24 protein-coding genes are annotated in these 16,664 nt (G+C 45.9%); 17 read left to right on the top strand and 7 right to left on the bottom strand.

The features are described from left to right. The 7 genes from GMA8713_RS23770 to GMA8713_RS23740 all read right to left on the bottom strand — a co-directional run. On the bottom strand, window positions 1-634 hold a 634-nt coding region (locus GMA8713_RS23770; RefSeq protein ID WP_157515568.1), incomplete at its 3' end, for an IS630 family transposase. Between the two features lie 90 nt (window positions 635-724). Beyond that, a complete protein-coding gene (locus GMA8713_RS23765) occupies window positions 725-1,669 on the bottom strand; it encodes a TnsB C-terminal domain-containing protein (RefSeq protein WP_198159576.1) in 945 nt (314 codons plus the stop codon). Then, window positions 1,666-2,292 carry a TnsA endonuclease N-terminal domain-containing protein gene (locus GMA8713_RS23760; RefSeq protein ID WP_062714920.1) on the bottom strand — a complete coding sequence of 209 codons (627 nt, stop codon included), beginning with the start codon at window positions 2,290-2,292 and terminating at the stop codon, window positions 1,666-1,668. The genes GMA8713_RS23765 and GMA8713_RS23760 overlap by 4 nt, the downstream gene beginning before the upstream one ends. A gap of 525 nt (window positions 2,293-2,817) precedes the next feature. Further along, a complete protein-coding gene (locus tag GMA8713_RS23755) occupies window positions 2,818-3,426 on the bottom strand; it encodes a hypothetical protein (RefSeq protein ID WP_062714917.1) in 609 nt (202 codons plus the stop codon). 9 nt (window positions 3,427-3,435) lie between these two features. Beyond that, window positions 3,436-4,350: a hypothetical protein gene (locus GMA8713_RS23750; protein ID WP_062714915.1), complete on the bottom strand. Its 915-nt coding sequence runs from the start codon at window positions 4,348-4,350 to the stop codon at window positions 3,436-3,438. Then, window positions 4,347-5,057: a hypothetical protein gene (locus GMA8713_RS23745; RefSeq protein ID WP_062714913.1), complete on the bottom strand. Its 711-nt coding sequence runs from the start codon at window positions 5,055-5,057 to the stop codon at window positions 4,347-4,349. Before GMA8713_RS23745 ends, GMA8713_RS23750 begins: the two co-directional genes overlap by 4 nt. Before the next feature lie 259 nt (window positions 5,058-5,316). Continuing rightward, entirely contained in the window at window positions 5,317-6,012 is a 696-nt protein-coding gene (locus tag GMA8713_RS23740; protein WP_062714911.1) for a helix-turn-helix domain-containing protein, read from the bottom strand. A gap of 180 nt (window positions 6,013-6,192) precedes the next feature. Between GMA8713_RS23740 and GMA8713_RS23735 the strand changes: the two genes are divergently transcribed. From GMA8713_RS23735 to GMA8713_RS27515, 17 genes are all read left to right on the top strand, one after another. After that, window positions 6,193-6,420 carry a hypothetical protein gene (locus GMA8713_RS23735; RefSeq protein WP_062714909.1) on the top strand — a complete coding sequence of 76 codons (228 nt, stop codon included), beginning with the start codon at window positions 6,193-6,195 and terminating at the stop codon, window positions 6,418-6,420. Next, window positions 6,413-8,638: a DNA-binding protein gene (locus tag GMA8713_RS23730; RefSeq protein WP_062714907.1), complete on the top strand. Its 2,226-nt coding sequence runs from the start codon at window positions 6,413-6,415 to the stop codon at window positions 8,636-8,638. The genes GMA8713_RS23735 and GMA8713_RS23730 overlap by 8 nt, the downstream gene beginning before the upstream one ends. 115 nt (window positions 8,639-8,753) lie before the next feature. After that, entirely contained in the window at window positions 8,754-9,485 is a 732-nt protein-coding gene (locus GMA8713_RS23725; RefSeq protein WP_062714905.1) for an AAA family ATPase, read from the top strand. A gap of 13 nt (window positions 9,486-9,498) precedes the next feature. Next, entirely contained in the window at window positions 9,499-10,128 is a 630-nt protein-coding gene (locus GMA8713_RS23720) for a hypothetical protein (protein WP_062714903.1), read from the top strand. After that, the gene (locus tag GMA8713_RS23715) at window positions 10,115-10,684 is read left to right on the top strand and encodes a helix-turn-helix domain-containing protein (RefSeq protein ID WP_062714900.1); all 570 of its coding nucleotides are present in this window, start codon (window positions 10,115-10,117) and stop codon (window positions 10,682-10,684) included. Before GMA8713_RS23720 ends, GMA8713_RS23715 begins: the two co-directional genes overlap by 14 nt. Window positions 10,685-10,749: 65 nt before the next feature. After that, entirely contained in the window at window positions 10,750-10,983 is a 234-nt protein-coding gene (locus tag GMA8713_RS23710; RefSeq protein ID WP_157515751.1) for a Kil protein family, read from the top strand. Between the two features lies 1 nt (window position 10,984). Beyond that, window positions 10,985-11,596 carry a DUF3164 family protein gene (locus tag GMA8713_RS23705; protein ID WP_062714896.1) on the top strand — a complete coding sequence of 204 codons (612 nt, stop codon included), beginning with the start codon at window positions 10,985-10,987 and terminating at the stop codon, window positions 11,594-11,596. A 9-nt stretch (window positions 11,597-11,605) separates the two neighbouring features. Then, the gene (locus tag GMA8713_RS23700) at window positions 11,606-11,869 is read left to right on the top strand and encodes a hypothetical protein (RefSeq protein WP_062714894.1); all 264 of its coding nucleotides are present in this window, start codon (window positions 11,606-11,608) and stop codon (window positions 11,867-11,869) included. 69 nt (window positions 11,870-11,938) lie between these two features. Continuing rightward, window positions 11,939-12,148, top strand: a complete 210-nt coding sequence (locus tag GMA8713_RS23695) for a hypothetical protein (protein ID WP_062714891.1) — start codon at window positions 11,939-11,941, stop codon at window positions 12,146-12,148. Window positions 12,149-12,150: 2 nt separating this feature from the next. Further along, complete coding sequence (locus tag GMA8713_RS23690) at window positions 12,151-12,606, top strand: gp16 family protein (RefSeq protein WP_062714889.1); 456 nt, start codon at window positions 12,151-12,153, stop codon at window positions 12,604-12,606. A 255-nt stretch (window positions 12,607-12,861) separates the two neighbouring features. Continuing rightward, the gene (locus tag GMA8713_RS23685; RefSeq protein ID WP_062714882.1) at window positions 12,862-13,902 is read left to right on the top strand and encodes a type II toxin-antitoxin system RnlA family toxin; all 1,041 of its coding nucleotides are present in this window, start codon (window positions 12,862-12,864) and stop codon (window positions 13,900-13,902) included. Window positions 13,903-13,948: 46 nt separating this feature from the next. Then, the gene (locus GMA8713_RS23680) at window positions 13,949-14,281 is read left to right on the top strand and encodes a type II toxin-antitoxin system RnlB family antitoxin (RefSeq protein WP_062714881.1); all 333 of its coding nucleotides are present in this window, start codon (window positions 13,949-13,951) and stop codon (window positions 14,279-14,281) included. 185 nt (window positions 14,282-14,466) lie between these two features. Further along, window positions 14,467-14,874, top strand: coding sequence for a Mor transcription activator family protein (locus GMA8713_RS23675; RefSeq protein WP_062714879.1), 408 nt, complete (start codon window positions 14,467-14,469; stop codon window positions 14,872-14,874). Window positions 14,875-15,032: 158 nt separating this feature from the next. Next, a complete protein-coding gene (locus GMA8713_RS23670) occupies window positions 15,033-15,557 on the top strand; it encodes a glycoside hydrolase family 108 protein (protein ID WP_062714877.1) in 525 nt (174 codons plus the stop codon). A 12-nt stretch (window positions 15,558-15,569) separates the two neighbouring features. Continuing rightward, window positions 15,570-16,169, top strand: coding sequence for a hypothetical protein (locus GMA8713_RS23665; RefSeq protein ID WP_062714875.1), 600 nt, complete (start codon window positions 15,570-15,572; stop codon window positions 16,167-16,169). 9 nt (window positions 16,170-16,178) lie between these two features. Beyond that, window positions 16,179-16,406 (top strand): TraR/DksA family transcriptional regulator, encoded by a 228-nt coding sequence (locus tag GMA8713_RS23660; RefSeq protein WP_062714873.1) that lies wholly within the window; start codon window positions 16,179-16,181, stop codon window positions 16,404-16,406. Continuing rightward, window positions 16,403-16,579 (top strand): DUF2730 family protein, encoded by a 177-nt coding sequence (locus GMA8713_RS27515; RefSeq protein ID WP_157515749.1) that lies wholly within the window; start codon window positions 16,403-16,405, stop codon window positions 16,577-16,579. The genes GMA8713_RS23660 and GMA8713_RS27515 overlap by 4 nt, the downstream gene beginning before the upstream one ends. Window positions 16,580-16,664 lie beyond the last annotated feature (85 nt).

Raw genomic sequence — 16,664 nt, 5'->3', positions numbered from 1 at the left:
TGCAGTTCTGTCCCGGTGTGACCACTTTTTTCTGCTGGCCTTTTACCGTCCAGTCAGCCCCAATTTTGGGGTTAAGGTCGATATCAACTTCGTCTTCATAAAACACCGGATGGTCAACACTGCATTTGTCCAGCGCCTCACTTATCTGAGCGAGCTTTTCTTCCTTGTCAGGGTCTCGAATATTGAGGGTAGGTGCCGCCCTACGCCAGACGATCCCGATTTTCGGTAACCAACGCCTGACCGTAGAAGCCGCCACTGTACTTTGGAATACATCATTGAGCTGCATCGTTAAAAGCTCTGTACTCCAGCGGCTTCGCTGATAACCGAAATCCTGCGGGGAAAACTGAACCAGAATAGTCAGCATCGCACACATTTCGCTAACGGGAAGCGTTGGCGGTCTGCCAACAGGCAAAGCGTGCAGGGCATCCATACCACCTTGAGTAAACCAGTCAATCCACCTACCCACTGAGGAGCGGGCTGCACTGATAATACGGCAGACATCGACAATCGTTTTGCCTTCGTGGAGTTGCATGAGAGCAATAAGTCTGCGGGCATAATCCTTGTCCTTGGTAGTCTGTATCGCTTTTTTCATCCTACGACGTTCGCCACGAGGTATCGGTGCTATGATGGCCATCACTCAGTCCTTTTGTCGGTATGTTTCGGTTTGGCGATTGATCAGATCGCACAAAGCGGACTGAGTTTCTCTTATCTTTGAGATCTACTATTAGGAACAGCTATTTAGCGTCTCAATTTTTCCGCTGCACGGCCAGTCATGTTGGAAGTCGCTGGCAATACTATGAAGGTAGTCCTTGGGCTTAGTGGCGTGAATAATCGCTTTGCTCACTGAGTCATAGCTTGGTGCTCTGTAGCCAAGATGAAAGCCAACAATACAGGAACTGAACACATCAACGAGCAACGTTAAGTAAGGGCGACCGAGAGGGACAAGAAGTTCATCGTCAATCAAAATGAGATCGAGTGGCGTGTGGTCGATTTCGACCTTTTCTAGAATGCGTGTTGGCGGCTTGTGTGCACTGAAATGTCCATACCACTGATCTGCCATGAATTTGCCATGCCGAGCAACAGCGACTTGATAGGGAGGAAGCTGCTTAATGCGTTTTTTGAACCCCGAATAAGAAAGTGGCTCTATTTGACCTTCAACAACCCTTTCATTGCTGAGTAAAACCTGATCTTTGTAGTACTCATAGGCTGTTGCTATCGAGGATCTTCGTGCATTTAAGAATCGCTCCAGCGCGTCATGAAAAATTGGGCCATCACCGGTATTCTTTAATTCGTAATTACCTTTGCGATGATGCTTTGGAACCAACGCTGTGATCTTTCCTCCCGACAATTCATAGCTTTTACGCCAATTGCACACCACTCGGCTTTTTGGTGGGTCTGATTGCCCTGTTTCTTCAAAGTGCTGCAGGATGAGCGGGTTAAGGTTTTTAGGTGTCCAGCCACCATTTAGGTTTTTATTGATAAAGGCGAGTAGTCGAAAGCGCTTGATAGCTTCTTCTTTCAAATGTACAGGATAGCTATCAAGATCCCTCTCTATTAGCTTTTGTGGTTCTTGGGTTGGGGAGCTATTTGGGTTATTTTCCGAACTCGATGACGGCGAGAATTCATTACTGAACAGTGGTAGGCTATCGTCGTCACAACTGGAGTTCATGCTCCAATCCACACCACACTGTGCATGCCAAATTTCTCTTTATTCAATTCTGCCTGCAATTGCCCACGTGAAATTAGCGCCAACGCGTTGGCTTTTAACTCTCCACTAGAAACATGAATTCGTTGTGATAGGTCATTGATGGAAACTAATCCACTTGCTCTCACCACTTTGAGCAACTGCATCTGGATAGCATTTACCCCAACGATACCTGTATAGCGGTGCAATAGCTGCAGATTGTATAGTACTGGATTAACTCTGATTTGGTTATCGGTTACCAATGACAGAGGACACCCCAAAGATTTTGCCACTTCCATTTTGCGGACAAACTTCCGACGAAACTCATCCCCGTCAATTTTGCTGGCAGGCTTTATCTCCAGAAATGCCTCACGTCCGTCTTCATAGCTAACCCGAAAATCTGGCGTATAAGGCAGCTTTTTACCTTCAAATTGATAGCGAAACCCTTCCGGCTGAGCCTCGAAATACACAATTTCTTTGCAATATTCGAGGTGGAAGCAGGTATCGAACTCTAAGGCGGATTCAACGGTAAGAACAGCATTGTTCTTTAAGCTGGAGAATTTAAAGAGGTTTTTGACGCGAGAGTGCTTTAGATTGCGACGATACATGGGCACATACCGCATGTTGTTTTGTTACAAATAAGGGTAGTTGTGCAATCTTATGGTGTCAATTTGCAAGCTTGTGGTGCTAATTTGCAGACTTATGGTGTCAGAAACACCATCCACAAGATGTGTGGATGGCAGTAGAAAGTGATATTTCCACTCTATGCAAATCAATGTGTTACAACGAGCAATGTGGTGATTAATGATACATGTTGGCAGTAATTAGTGACACACCATTAGCATGCACTAACTTTGTGCGTGATTCTGTAAGAAAATTTCCTTCAGTACAATGCGAACAACATAGCCGCTTCTCATACCAGACTCGCAAAATTTCAGCACAAAGCCGCAGGTGTGCAGGAGAACACCAATTGTAAAGAGTGTGCGAAAAGTTAGGGCTAAAGCTGCTTTTTTTGTTTTCTTTTTTAGGCAAAAAAATATCTTTAGCTGAGATGCTCATGCTCTCACTACATCCTGTCATAAAAACGAGTAGTAGGCTCAAACTAGTGGTTATTTTCAGTTTTTTGAACTCCATTAGCCCGGTAAGAAGTCACTGGTGAAGACAAAATACCAAAGCACGACTGAAATCAAAGTGAAAAATAGTCCGGTGCTGAGGTAGATATAGCGACCAAACAAGCTGTTTTTTCTCGCAAGCGTCGGTTTATGTATGGGCACCCACATTTCAACAGGCTCTCCGGCTTTGTACCCCAATATCCTCAGCATCAGACCATTCATCGAAATCACATGTTCTACGAGATACCCGCGACCTTGAAATCGAAAATAAAAGACACTGCTAAAACTCACCGTGCGCTGTTCTTGAATTGAGTCTTCATACACTTTCTCGTACTGCTCAACAGAAGAAAAGCCCGCTATTTCCCCCTGAACTATTTCATACCGCCATTGAGCTTGGATAAGGTGTTTATGCAGCATCAGTATTCCAGCCAACCCTACTATCCCCGCAAACCAAGCCGTAAGGATTTGTCCACCATTGTCAGAAAAAATGGCAGCGACTATGGCGACAGGAATGGTTCCTATGGTTAAGCCAAACTTAATCAGGCCTTTCTTTTCTTCAGGAGTGATATTCAAAGCACCAGACTGAGTATCACGCTGACTTTGGGTACGTTGCTGTTTTCTTCTGGACACTTTCAGTACTCATCTAGTAATAACTAATTTACCGTTAACGAGTGAAAGATAAGGGTTATAGGAAAACACAGTATCAGCGTCTTCAAGTTTTAAAGGTGTTCTACCCGAACTATCTTCCAGACGAATAAGTCTACCTCCCTTATAAAACTTAATTTCATATTGTTCCCATTCTATTGGCATCGCGGTTTTACCATCATCGAGTGCCTCATTGATGCCGATAGTTAGCCAATAATCATGTGGGCTCATACTTTCCGTGGGAGCCATTTCACTCATCGCGATCGATGCTTGTGCCTCGAGAGCATCAATTTCTTTCCGCTTCAAGAAAAGCCATAAGTCCATATACCTGTCTTTGATTTTCTGTCTATTTTCACTTGTATCTGAGAGAGGAGAAGCCGTTGTCCATGCCCAATTAGGTAATCCTTTAGCTTCAAAGGTCCGTTCCACAACATATAAAACGGATTTGGCCTGTTTACCTTCACTCACTGGACCCAGTTTATCGCTCCCATTATATTGAGGGGTATTAGCTCCCGTCGGTTCGTTGTTTTCATCTGCATCTGCGATCACGCTTGCTATATTGAACTGTTGCTCTGGCGTGTTTGCAGAAATTAGTAGTTCACAGCGAGAGTCTGGTAAAAGAGCCAAATCTTTCGGGGCAGTTATCGATGCCATTTTTATTGCGATGTCGTTAGTGCCATTCTCGAGGTAAGGGGTAGCGTTTAGTCCCGCCGAAATGGTACCGGAGCTTGCTTTTAAATTGTTTGCTGCCGCAAGCCCATTGATATAAGCAAAGCAGTAACTGTTCTCGGTTTTGAACGATGCCAAGTATCTAAGAGAGTCCATTTCTTTCGCCCCGATTTTCCATATACCTAAAGTGATTACAAATAACGATAATAAACCAACACTTAGTTTAGATTTTGTGCTCATCCCTTCTCCTCTTTCTTTTTTGAGCTTTTGAGAGGTATTTTATAGTTAGAACTTTCTTTGGGTAGTTTTGGACAAATCTGCCATTCCTTCTCTGCCCCATTGTCTTTTAGTTTCGCATTGTTTGGACCAGAGACATTGGTATTTTTGCCTAAAACGTTGCCATCATCATCGGTAGCAAATAAGTCCTCTCCACCAGTGCTAGCTTTTGCATCGTTTTGGGAAATCCCAAATCCCCCCTCGATGTAAACTTTTGCTACAACACCGTTATGAAAGAAGACCAAATTCAGCTCGCTCTCATTAGGCGAATCTAATTCGAACAACCCCTCAGCCTTAGCCGAAGCCCCCGCCTCGAAATATCCTTCAACAACCCAATACCGAACTCCACCTCGGATATTCGTCTCTACTCCAATAGCAAGAATACCTTTCACTGCCGAGCCTAATTCAAATGAATATTCCTTTTCTTCATTGGATTTCACTTTGAATCCAAGGTTTAGTTGACCACTAACTATCAACTCTAATTTTGCTCCTACATAAGCACCGTGTAACCCACCACATAGAATGAAATATTGGGAATAAATGGGATCGGGTGGGAATAGGTGAGACAAACCCAAGGCCGCCAAGGGTTTGAAGCTGTTTTTGACATGAGGTTTTAGGAAATCGAAACCGGATAAAATGAGACGGGATTTAGGCTCTTTTTGAGGAAACACGAAAAAGAGAAGCCGGATAAATTGAAAAGGTTCCGTTACTTTTAACAGCGTTCAGGCCAATAGGTAAAAGGCTTTATGCTTGATTGAGGCCAGATCCCTTCCCAATTTAAGCGTTCAGAGAAAAGGAACTCAGATCCCTTTCTACATAAATAGCAAAAGTTCAGCTTCTACAAGGTATTAAGGCATTCTAACTAGAAACTCACCTACTCAGAAAAGGAACTGACTAGATCCTTTTCTCGGCTAGTTTCTGAGATGTGTATCAACTTAAGTCTTTGCCTAGCCAAACCACACGCCCCAGTAGATTAAGCTTATCTGCTTCAGTCCCAGACAAAGATTCTATTGATGCTTGATTCATATCAGCGTGAACATCAACGCCACCGTCAACCTTGACGACGAGCCAACGAATAACTGTTGCGCCTTTCAATTTAAGAGCGAACGCACCGTCTGATAATACTCTGTCCGCGAAGTCGATCATGACAGTATCACCGCCATTGATTAACCCTCCTTCAACAGCGCTTTTAACAAAAAAGACTTTGAGATTGTCGGGGTTAAATCCGCGCCATGATAACCATTTTTTCCTAAACGCAAGTCGCCTACGAACCTCGCCAGCATATTCATCATCTGAGATTTGATCGATGGTGCTGTGATAACCATCAATTAGTGCGAACTCCTTACCTAGCTCTTGAGAGCTATTGGACTCAAGAGCGTATTTCTCACCCTCACCCGTCGATAACCATTCCAAAGACACACCACGATATCTGGCGAACCTGGAGACCTTATCAAAAGAAGGAACAGAACGAGCGGGCGGTAAGTACTTTCTGAGCCCGCCTTCAGAGATCCCAACAGCAGCAGCAAAGTCCTTCAACGTTGCTGTTCCGATAATCTCTTTGAGTCTTTCTGGGAACGCATCAAAGCCCTCTTCTGGAAATGAAACGTCATCCAAATTTTTCGACATGTTTAAACCAATTGATATTTAAAGATTTAATAAAACCACACGCGAATTTAATCACAGCGCAATCAATCTACCGTCCTAAAGTGACTTGATAAGTCTTATTGGATCACTTAGAGTCTTATTGTCCGCTTTGGTAATTTACCGAAACAGACAGCTACATAGAGATTAACACGGAGCATAGACATGAAGGTAGATACTGCCGATGAAATATGCGGCGCATTAAAAGCTCAAGGATACAGCGTAGCGGCCTGGGCTAAAGAGAAAGGGTTTCACCCAAGAACAGTCCATCACTGCATCTGTACGTTCGCACCTGAGACGGGAAACAAGCCCTGCAGAAAACTATCTAGGAGCATCATGGATGAGCTTGGCAAAGCTCTCGAACAAGATGCATTAAGGACAACTAATGAATAAACAATGGTATTCCGTCCTTGATCTCGTAGGTCTGCCAGGCGTTCCGGCAACCGCTCGTGGTATGAGAATCAAAGCCGAGCGAGAAAATTGGGAAACAAGAAACAAAGGTGAAGGCAAAGGCTTCGAGTACCACATAAGTTCTTTACCCAGAACCACAATTGCAGAATTAACAAAAGATGCAGTCCTTGAGCCTCAAGGTGAGCATGCTGCTCTAGAGCTTATAAGCGAATTGAACCAAGAAGAGAGAATGCTAAAACATCGCATTCATACTCTTTCAGCTCAAGCTATGGGCGTTCTAAATACTTGCCCTGAAAAAGACAAGACACTTGCCTTTGCACGACTCACGATCGTCGAGTATCGAGAAGCCTTCCTACGCGCATTCGACAACCAAGTAACTCATGGGCACAAAATGTTTGTGCAAGCGTTTAAAGCCAAAGAGCTACCGCTCGATACGAGCGTTTATGAGACCGTAAAAAGCATCAGTCGCGCTACTGTAGATCGCTGGGAAAGCAGCCTACAGGAAGGCGGTATCTTAACGCTTGTTAGAAAGCCGAATGTACGCCGTGGCGACAGCGTTATTGCTAATCAAAGCGAGCTCGAAAAGTTCTGTATCGCTTTGTTGATAGAGCGGCCTCACTTTAAAAATCAGCCTTACAAAATGCGCGAATATGCGTGCGTCCAGTCAGAGAAGCTAGGTGCTGGCTGGAAGATACCTGGAGCGTCCAGCTTTCGACGCTGGATAATGCAATGGGTCACCTCAAATCAGGGAAAATACACATTTTCCACCAATCACAAAGGCTTCTACGGTAAAGAGCGCGGCCTCATTCAAGAGCATGAGCCTTGGGTAAATCAACCCAATGATCTTTGGGAAATGGACTCAACACCCACTGACATAATGTTGAATGTTGACGGCAAACTCGTTCGCTTTTCCATCGTCGCGTGTATTGATGTTTTCACTCGTCGAGTAAAAATGTTACTCGCCCCAACATCTACCGCGACAGCTGTTTCGCTATGTCTACGCAAATCAATTTTAAGTTGGGGGCTACCCAATGAAGACGGGCAAATCAAAACGGATAACGGTTCTGATTATGTTGCAAAGAAAACCGTCTCAATCATTCGAGGGCTGGGTGTAAAACACGTCAAAGCAACCCCGTTTTCTGGCTGGGAAAAACCCTTCATCGAACGTTTTTTTGGCACCTTCCAAGGCGGTATTGTGGAAGTGATGCCCAACTACATCGGTCACAACGTCAAAGATAGAGAGCTTATTGAGGCCCGCCTTGAGTTTGCGGCCCGAATTGGTGAAGGCAAGAAAAAGCGCTATGAAGATGCCCTAAACATCGGCATGACACCGAGTGAGTTTCAGGCGTTTATGGATGACTGGCTAGAACACAGTTATCACCAAAAACCTCATAGTGGCTTAAAGGGTTTAAGCCCCTACCAAAAATATTCACAAACGAAATATAAGCCAGTGATTGTGCCAAACCCACGCGCACTTGACGCCATGCTCAACTTCGCAGGCGAAAAATCGATACGTCGTGGTGGCGTACAGGTCAACAAACTGATTTATCGTGCCCCTGAATTACAGGAAGAAAAGTACATGCGCCAGCGCGTTAATGTGTATCTCGACCCCTGTGATGTAGCCAAAGCCTACCTGTATCCAATCCATGGAGATGGCGAGTGTATCGAGGCCGTCAACGCTGACTTGATAGGCCGTGAAATCAGCCCTCAAGCCTTCATCGAAGCCAGACGCAAAACCGAAAAACAGTTACGTCAATTTAAGCGCGACATGAAGCGTTATTCCGAGGAGTTCGGCATTGATGATTTGGCCGCAGAAGCCATTGCTCAAGCGAAAGCAAAGAACAATACGGTGCCATTTCCAAAAGAAAGCATCGAACACAACAACGAATTACTCACCGCCTTAGAAAAAGCAGGCGTGAAGTCATCAACAGAACGCAGCAATGTGGAGCTCGAAGCAATTGAACGCCACAGGGAACAACGGAGAAAACAAACCGAGCGTACTGCAGCGCAAGAGGCTCGAATGCTAAAAGGAGAACGCGAAATAGCCTGGGATATGGCAGACATAATCATCAACGGTGACGAGCTAGATGAGAGGCAGCAAAAGTGGTTCAAAAACTACATGCGCACACATCAACTCACGGCCCCACAGATACAAAAATATATTGAATCCGGCGGGAAATCTCGTCGGTTGGCTAAGTGATTTTTGCTTTGGGTAACGCCTGAAGTAAGAAGGGATGGCTCACAATCTTTCACGGAGATTGTGAGCCTGATAGACCGCTCCAACAGAGCAACCATAATCATAAGGTATCATAGACATGAGAAATAAAATTGTCGATGTAAAAAACGTCTCAGCCGCCATGGCACTGCTTGAGAACCTACTCACCCGCTCACAAATTGTTCCTGGAATGGGGTTAATTCATGGCGAAAGTGGGTTTGGTAAAACTACCGCCCTTCAATACCTTTTTAACCTCGATACCACTAACGGCGTATACGTTCGCTGCTGTGCGAGTGATACCCCGACAAGCATTCTGAATCGCATCGCCAAAGAATGTGGCCTCGTTTCTACCGGACGTGCTTACCAAACTCTTGATTCCATTATCGAGTGCGTTCGTAGAAATGAATTCAGTCTGTTTGTGGATGAAGCTGACTATGTCGTTGGAAGTAAAAAGATCATGGAGTCTTTCCGTGATATTTACGACAACACAGAGCAACCCGTTGTCTTAGTCGGCATGGAAGAAATTGCCCGCCGTATCTCCCATCGGAAACAGCTTCACAACCGCATCAGTGAATGGGTCGAATTTAAACCCGCAGATTTACAAGACGTCGCCACCTTCGCTTATGAACTCATGGAGATCGATGAGCACATCCAACTCGATGATGCAGTTCTCGATCACATTCGAGTCAAATCACGCGGTGTTGTGAGAACCATTCTCTCGGCCCTCAGCAAAATCGAGCGCTCTGTGAATGGTAACCCTCCCCCCGATGGCGTTGTCACCATGGATGATATTTCAAGCCTCGATTTGTTCATGACAGTGGCTCGAAACTGATGGAGGTTGCGAAATGGCTAGTAGCAACCTGCGAGAAACTGCTTGGAAATGGCTTCAAGATCATCCAAACAGCTCCGCCAGAGATATCTCAACTGCAACGGGAATAAACATCACGCATTGCAGAGACAGCCTAAATACGTGGCTCAAAAAAGGTTGGGTTATTCAAAAAAAAACCAAAGGCAAAACGCGTTATCCAAAGCGCTTTTCTGTCGATGAATCTGCAGAGCCCGTCTGGGGGCAACGAGGGCGAATAGGCTCAAAAATCAGATACAGGCATCAAAAAACAAAACGTCAAAAGTTATGGAACAACATGAAGATAGGCAGGAAGTTTACGGTTTCTGATTTGGTGTCATCCATTGATGTTGAGGAAAGCACAGCAAGAAATTACCTAATCTATCTGAACAAATCCGGTTTTGTTGTTGAACGCTCAAGAAAACCCGAGAAGAAGCGCTTGAGCCCTTCTCAAGGTAAAGAGATTGAATGGCTACTCATTAGGGATACAGGCCGACTCGCACCAATTGTGCGCAGAGAAGGCTGCTGGGATCAGAACGAGCAGAAGCTTTACCCCTTTCAAGTTCCACTAAAAGAAAGGCAAAAGCAGCATTGTTCAAGCAAGGAGGATATGACCAATGACATGGCTTGACGAACTAAGAAAGCAAGTGGCTGACACTTCGCTAAACAGCGTCGCCAATGCTATGGGCGTATCCAAGGCGATGATCTCTCAAGTACTGAACGGCAAATACCAAGGCAACATGCAGAGAGTGCAAAGCTTGGTGGAAAGCGTCTACATGGGGCACACCGTTGTGTGTCCTGTTTTGGGCGAAATCCCTAAGCATAAATGCCTCGCACACCAGAACGCGAAGCATGTAGGCAGCACACCAAATGCGATCCGTTTATGGAAAGCCTGCCGCAGTGGTTGCCCGAATAGCCAACTTGAAGAGCGTTTAAGCACGCCTATTCGCCTAAGTATTGAGTCCAAAAATGCAAAGCAACAGTCAGACAGGCTCTGTCGCCAATCAAGCAGTGAGCAAACAAAAGTACGTCAATACGACGCAGCTGCTGTTTGCGCCCGCTTAGAGCGACAGGCAAAGACCGACTCTGAGAGCATGAAGGGGAATTACCACCGCCTCTATATCGAGTTGCTTAAGCGTGAGCTCATGGCTGTCGGGAATCGCTACAACCGACTGATAAAACAATGAACACCGTGAATCAGCCAGAAGGTAATAAAAGGTTGAAACTCAATTCATGGAGTGAGGCATTCAAGATGAAAGATTTGAATCCGCAATATCAGGTGAAACACCTATTGAGAACCTTGCAGAAACTCAACTGCCAGGTCACTCGAACAGTACAGACCGAGAAAACGTTAGTGATACACGTTGATGCACCCGTGCCGGAACTTCAGCACCGAAGCATTGAAATCACTGAAACCGTAAATGGCCTGACTCGCCGCATTCGCGCTGCGCGTCATTCTGGCTGCTGTGTCGTCTGGGAGGATTAATATGACAGTTCAAATTCCACAAGGTTACCGCGTAAACGCTCAAGGTCACATGGTGCCAGAAAGCCAAATCAAACCGATTGATCTGATCCGTGATGACCTGGTTCAAAACGTTGTCACCGCCGCCCGTCAACAGCAGCAAGCGTTGGCCGCGTTTAAGCTACTCGCGATGAATGAAGTCACCGACTTTGTTGACCTATCCGCAGAAGCCTATGACGTGAAATATGGTGGAACAAAAGGAAATGTTACGTTAATGAGTTTCGATGGCCGTTATAAGCTCGTCCGCGCTAAAGGCGAACACCGCGTGTTTGATGAGCGCATTCAGGCCGCCAAAACCCTCATTGATGCCTGCATCAACCGCTGGAGTGAAAACGTCAACGACCACATCAAAGCACTGGTCGATCATGCGTTCCGTGTTAACAAGCAAGGCCGCATCGATGTGAATCAAGTGCTCTCCTTACGCCAACTCGATATCGACGATGACCAATGGAACGAAGCAATGGATGCTATCGCAGATTCCATTCAAGTCACAGGCACCAGCAGTTATCTGCGTTTGTATGAACGCAACAGCGATGACAGCTACCGTCAAATTCCACTCGACATAGCGAAGCTATAAGGGGGAACCATGACCCGTAGACTCAACACGACGCTAGATATCATTACCCCCAACGTGCGAGGGCCTGAAGATATCGATTTGGGTGAGCAACGCATCGCCTTCTTTGAAAAAGCGATAAGGAAGCACTCAACAGAAGACTTGGTGCTGCTGTTACGAGCAGTTCAAAGCGATGCAGCTAACAGCGAAGAACTCTACCAACGAGGCGCGGCAGACATGCTGCTATACCTGCTCGGCATGACACATAAACCGCCAGTACTTGAAGAGACTGAATAGCAAGTATCCTCAGCCCCGAATGCCAAAGCAAACGGGGCTTTTTTAGCGCATTAACAACGGCAATAAACCATGTGTAAACCGCGTTTAAACACAGCGTTAATTGGCTTTAAAAAGGCAACTACCATCGAAGCAGAGGCATTAACCAAAGATGCAACCGTAACGGAATTCGATGCTCCGCCCTGCTCAGTCACTTATGGCTATACCCACAACAACGAATTGATCGCAGTCGAATTCGCACAACTCGGTGCGGTGTCAGAATGGTGGATTAAGGAGAAATAACCATGCAGCAACGAACACGCCTAATTCAACTCATACACGTCGGTAAACGCGAACTGCAGTTAGACGATGACACCTACCGCGCACTGCTAAAACGGGAAACAGGCAGCGACAGCTGCAAGGCAATGGGAGTAGAAGAACTCAACAAAGTGTTGAGTGCAATGGAACGTCAGGGATTCAAGCGCAAGAAAAGCAACAACCCCAAGCAACCAAAGAAACGTCTAAGCCCAAAAACACAGGGCAAGCCGGACGTTACTTCAAAAATTCGCGCCCTTTGGATCACCATGTCCAAGGAAGGCATTATTCGCGATGGTTCAGAAACGGCGCTTGATGCCTATGTGCGGAGGATGACCAAAAGTCATGATAGAAAAGGGGTTGATCATGTTGGTTGGTGTGATGATGAACAAGCACTACTGATAATTGAAGCTTTAAAATTATGGGTTAAAAGAACTAGAAATTGAACAAAATCATTTAAATTTCATATCTGTCGAATTACTCGAAAATAGCCCTTAACTTTGAATTTAAAACCAAGCCTCATAGTGCCTGTCAGCAACCGTAAACTCAAACTCTTCGACCTTTAACGGGGATATCTACCTGTTCACAAAGCTTAACGCAAGGAAGTAGGAATATGCACCAAAAAGAATATCAAGTATTTAACTAGACACATACGTTTGATACCATGCGTTCGTCCTAATTATAAGAATACTGGCTAGTTCATGACCTATACGAATATTGCTCTCGACCGTTCATTAATTGAAAATGCACTTAGATCCCATCCTGAATTTGAAACTTTAAGGATTGTCGACGCAGGCAAAAACTGCCAGAACATTTTTATACAACTAAAAGGGGAGCCAACTGAGGCGTTGATCAGATTTTTCTTTAAGGATAAAGGCCGGACTACACTTCTGCCCCAAGGAGCTAATCTTGCGCTATCCAACAAGTTGGCTGGTCACGTAGTTGAAAACTGTCAAATAACCGTTGCATCAAGAGAGTCCTTCTCTATTCGAAACCTAAATGCGGAAAACATGGATCTATTACTAGAGTATTTAGTAACAGAATGCCATGCTACAGTAACCACTTCAGAAATACCTTATGGGCAAAAACACAAAGTAATAGGCTGCCAAGGTGATGATGTGACTTTGACGTACTACGACAAAGGAACATTTATGATTCAAGGAAGCCCTGTTCTCCTCCACAATCAGGTCATTGAGTTTTTATGTGAGTTCTTAGAGCTAAGAGATATCGTCCAATCACAGCTGAACTTAGTCAAAACTGGAATAAAAGCAGAAGAAATTCTTGGCGAAATGAGCGCTACTTTACCATATTCTTTTGACGAACTTGATGCGAAAATTAAAGCCATAATATCTCCAAGCCTAGCATTAGTTAAACTAGATATTGAACTTACGGATTACACAGTATTCGCGTTTCCAGCACTAAGAGGTTTAGAAGGGTACGTGAAGGGGCTTTTCGCTAGCAAAGGAATTGTCATAGGTAAGCAAGGGTTTGCACCTCACTTACATGAAGTTTATCATGCTACACTTTCAGAAGAGGCTCGAGAAAAAATCGACTGCGAGAAGACATGTACAGCCATAAACCAGTGTTATGGGTATTATAAAGACCAAAGACATGGCTTGTTCCATGCAAACGGTATCTTGGCCAACACTAGAGTTCTAACAGATAGAGCAGAAGCAGTGAACGTAGTTAATGATGTTTTACTAAGAATAGAACAATCACATACGCTCATCAGAGGTTTATAAGTATATGCCCAATTACAGACTGCAAGAGTTGAAGCATGAAACATTTATGTATGTAAGCCTATCGCTAACTGCTTTGGGCTTGGATTATTATTGTGATGAACTTCAAAACGACATGCACTCTAAATACAAAGGCAGGGTCTTGTTTGACCAACTACTATCGCACGGTTTAAAAGAACAACGATTTGTTTCGATCTATTTTGATGGTGAACAGTTCGATATGTTGTCGTTTAGAGTAGAGAGCAGCGTCAGTAAAGATATCCAAGAAAAATGTTCAACATTTTTCTTGGATAATCCAGACGCTCTAGCTAAAAGTGTTCTGAGCAAACCTCAGCAGTTCCTCTTCAAGAAAAATTACTATGTTTCATTAGCAGCAGTATAGGGCCTCGATTCTATTTCGTTACCCTTAAAAATCTAATGTCGTAATCGAACGATTCAAACAACAAATATTCAGTCCCAATCTGCCCTACAGCCCCATTCCCACCCCAAACGGGAAATCCACCATTGACGATCCTTTTTGATCCATCTGCAATAAAGGTATCTACGGAAAGGTGAAATGGGGCTCTCATGAAAACAAAGCAAACTGACCTGTTCGGGGATGGGCATCTCAACCCATCCCTGCTCGAACATCTCGACCATCTGCCGGACGAGCACAATGCTTGGCCAACCATCTTGCTCGAATTGCATGGCGTGCTGCAGCAGCGCCTGAGTAAGCGCGGGATCGACATTCCTGAACTCGCGCTTGAGTGCGTGCTCGACATCGGTGAGTACATGGGCGGCATGCAGGTGTATTTGCCTCGGGGCGACAGATTGCGCCAACAAATTCGAGACATGCACATCTGGAATGAATTCAACGGCACGAATACAAAAGTTCTTGCGAGGCGCTACGACGTCACAGAGAAAACCATTTACGAAGTATGCGCCCGTATGCGTAAGATGGAGATAACAAAAAGGCAACCCGACTTGTTTGGTTAATAGCTCCCCAAATATTTCAACGCACCGCCTTTTTGCCAACTTTACGCCCCACACTGTGGGGCCTTTTTTTGTCTGCGCAAAAACAATCACCAAGGGTAATCCGCCCACCCTCGCCTAAATCCATAACCTGACAGCAACCACACAACGAGGTTTCTGTCATGAACACCCTTTCTAGCAACACCCCCTATTCCCCGTCGTTTTGTCACGCGGTTCACTTCGTGCTTGAGCGCGAAGGGGGCTACGTCAACGACCCGCTTGATGCAGGCGGCGAGACCCAATTTGGTATCAGCAAACGCAGTTACCCCGAGGTTGATATTGCAGCGCTGACCATCGATGACGCTGTTGCCATCTATCACCGTGATTTCTGGCTGCGCGCAGGCTGCGACAAGCTGCCCGATAAAGCCGCCTTTATGCTGTTTGATGCTGCCGTTCAACACGGCAAACGCAATGCGGTGAAGCAGCTGCAGCGCGCTGTGGGTGTGATGGACGATGGCCAAGCAGGGCCGAAAACCATTGCTGCCACAGAATGCGCCCCACCCTCTGTGCTCGTCACCCGTTTCAGCCTTGAACGTGCGCGCTTTTACGCCAGGCTGGTTGGCCGCAAACCGAAGCAGCGCCGTTTTCTCAATGGCTGGTTTAACCGCATTGATGAACTGGCATTAGAAGCCATCACCCTGGCATAAGGAGGCAGCACCATGGCATTAGCTACCATTGCCACCGTTGCAAGTCTTGCCACGGAATTTGGCCCCGCCGTGCTTCGCGGTATTGGCTCTCTGTTCGGCGGCAAAACCGAAGACGTCGCCAAAGACCTGGCCAACTTGGTTGACCATGTTGATAGCAGCGTTAACGGCAAACAGGCCAAGGCGCAGAAAGTCGAGCAACTGGTGGCGCAGCTGCCGCCAGATGCCCTGGTCGAGCTTGAGAAAATCAAGATCGAGCTAGAGAAAGAGAAGAACCGCCGCTTGGAATTGCAACTCAGCGACAAACAAGCCGAGCACAGCGAAACCCAAACCACCATTCGCGCGGGGGATGCGGCAGAAGATGAGTATGTGCGTCATACCCGTCCCAAAGGTGCGCGGCTGTCACTCTATGCCTGTATCGCTTACATCTTTGCGTTTGATGCGCTGGCTGCCTTCGACAAAGGCAACGGCGCGAACATGGAATTTGCAGGCATCTTGATTGCCCCGTTCCTGACCTACATGGGATGGCGCACCATGGACAAACGCGGCCATACCACCGCCATTAAAAACGCGTTTAAACAGGGTTTAACCACCCTTAAAACGTCAGCGCGTTAAGGGGGCACGATGACCGACATGGCCGACCGCGCCCAAATCAGCGACGAGATATTTGAAAGCGCTCTGCTTAACGCCCATCAACACCGCCATCGGGATACACCTGACATCGATGAGCAAGGCAATCACTGGTGTATTCGCTGTGGTGAATTAATCCCAGCTGAGCGCATTGATGCCGAGCCCATCGCCGCGCGCTGCATTGATTGCCAGCGATACCACGAAAAAAGGGGGCGTGAATGACGTTAGAGCTTATTCGTACCTGGTGGCCCATCTTGGCCACCGTGCTCAATGTGCTGTTTCTGCTGGCCTGCTTTGTGTTGATTAAAACCTTTGCCCGCAAAGAAGAACTGCAATCGATAAAAGAAGCGCACAGAAGTGGCCCCCAATTTTCGGACATGACTTTAAGTGATTGATCTGTTTTGATAGTCCCCAGAAAGACTGGAGCAGATGATGACAAGAAAACGTAGAAACCACTCACCCGAATTTAAAGCGAAGGTG

The organism is Grimontia marina, assembly GCF_900060185.1.
Classification (GTDB): Bacteria; Pseudomonadota; Gammaproteobacteria; order Enterobacterales; family Vibrionaceae; genus Enterovibrio; species Enterovibrio marinus.
Note: the sequence above shows the minus strand (reverse complement) of the source record. Positions and strands in the feature narration are given on the sequence as shown.

Excerpts from the sequence above, each read along its gene's own strand:
- GMA8713_RS27515 (WP_157515749.1), top strand. The coding sequence starts at position 16,403 with ATGACGTTAGAGCTTATTCGTACCTGGTGGCCCATCTTGGCCACCGTG.
- GMA8713_RS23680 (WP_062714881.1), top strand. The coding sequence starts at position 13,949 with ATGTATGTAAGCCTATCGCTAACTGCTTTGGGCTTGGATTATTATTGT.
- GMA8713_RS23670 (WP_062714877.1), top strand. The coding sequence starts at position 15,033 with ATGAACACCCTTTCTAGCAACACCCCCTATTCCCCGTCGTTTTGTCAC.
- GMA8713_RS23750 (WP_062714915.1), bottom strand. The coding sequence starts at position 4,350 with ATGAGCACAAAATCTAAACTAAGTGTTGGTTTATTATCGTTATTTGTA.
- GMA8713_RS23665 (WP_062714875.1), top strand. The coding sequence starts at position 15,570 with ATGGCATTAGCTACCATTGCCACCGTTGCAAGTCTTGCCACGGAATTT.
- GMA8713_RS23720 (WP_062714903.1), top strand. The coding sequence starts at position 9,499 with ATGGCTAGTAGCAACCTGCGAGAAACTGCTTGGAAATGGCTTCAAGAT.
- GMA8713_RS23705 (WP_062714896.1), top strand. The coding sequence starts at position 10,985 with ATGACAGTTCAAATTCCACAAGGTTACCGCGTAAACGCTCAAGGTCAC.
- GMA8713_RS23760 (WP_062714920.1), bottom strand. The coding sequence starts at position 2,292 with ATGTATCGTCGCAATCTAAAGCACTCTCGCGTCAAAAACCTCTTTAAA.
- GMA8713_RS23725 (WP_062714905.1), top strand. The coding sequence starts at position 8,754 with ATGAGAAATAAAATTGTCGATGTAAAAAACGTCTCAGCCGCCATGGCA.
- GMA8713_RS23730 (WP_062714907.1), top strand. The coding sequence starts at position 6,413 with ATGAATAAACAATGGTATTCCGTCCTTGATCTCGTAGGTCTGCCAGGC.
- GMA8713_RS23695 (WP_062714891.1), top strand. The coding sequence starts at position 11,939 with ATGTGTAAACCGCGTTTAAACACAGCGTTAATTGGCTTTAAAAAGGCA.
- GMA8713_RS23660 (WP_062714873.1), top strand. The coding sequence starts at position 16,179 with ATGACCGACATGGCCGACCGCGCCCAAATCAGCGACGAGATATTTGAA.
- GMA8713_RS23735 (WP_062714909.1), top strand. The coding sequence starts at position 6,193 with ATGAAGGTAGATACTGCCGATGAAATATGCGGCGCATTAAAAGCTCAA.
- GMA8713_RS23765 (WP_198159576.1), bottom strand. The coding sequence starts at position 1,669 with ATGAACTCCAGTTGTGACGACGATAGCCTACCACTGTTCAGTAATGAA.
- GMA8713_RS23685 (WP_062714882.1), top strand. The coding sequence starts at position 12,862 with ATGACCTATACGAATATTGCTCTCGACCGTTCATTAATTGAAAATGCA.
- GMA8713_RS23675 (WP_062714879.1), top strand. The coding sequence starts at position 14,467 with ATGAAAACAAAGCAAACTGACCTGTTCGGGGATGGGCATCTCAACCCA.
- GMA8713_RS23690 (WP_062714889.1), top strand. The coding sequence starts at position 12,151 with ATGCAGCAACGAACACGCCTAATTCAACTCATACACGTCGGTAAACGC.
- GMA8713_RS23700 (WP_062714894.1), top strand. The coding sequence starts at position 11,606 with ATGACCCGTAGACTCAACACGACGCTAGATATCATTACCCCCAACGTG.
- GMA8713_RS23710 (WP_157515751.1), top strand. The coding sequence starts at position 10,750 with ATGAAAGATTTGAATCCGCAATATCAGGTGAAACACCTATTGAGAACC.
- GMA8713_RS23715 (WP_062714900.1), top strand. The coding sequence starts at position 10,115 with ATGACATGGCTTGACGAACTAAGAAAGCAAGTGGCTGACACTTCGCTA.
- GMA8713_RS23740 (WP_062714911.1), bottom strand. The coding sequence starts at position 6,012 with ATGTCGAAAAATTTGGATGACGTTTCATTTCCAGAAGAGGGCTTTGAT.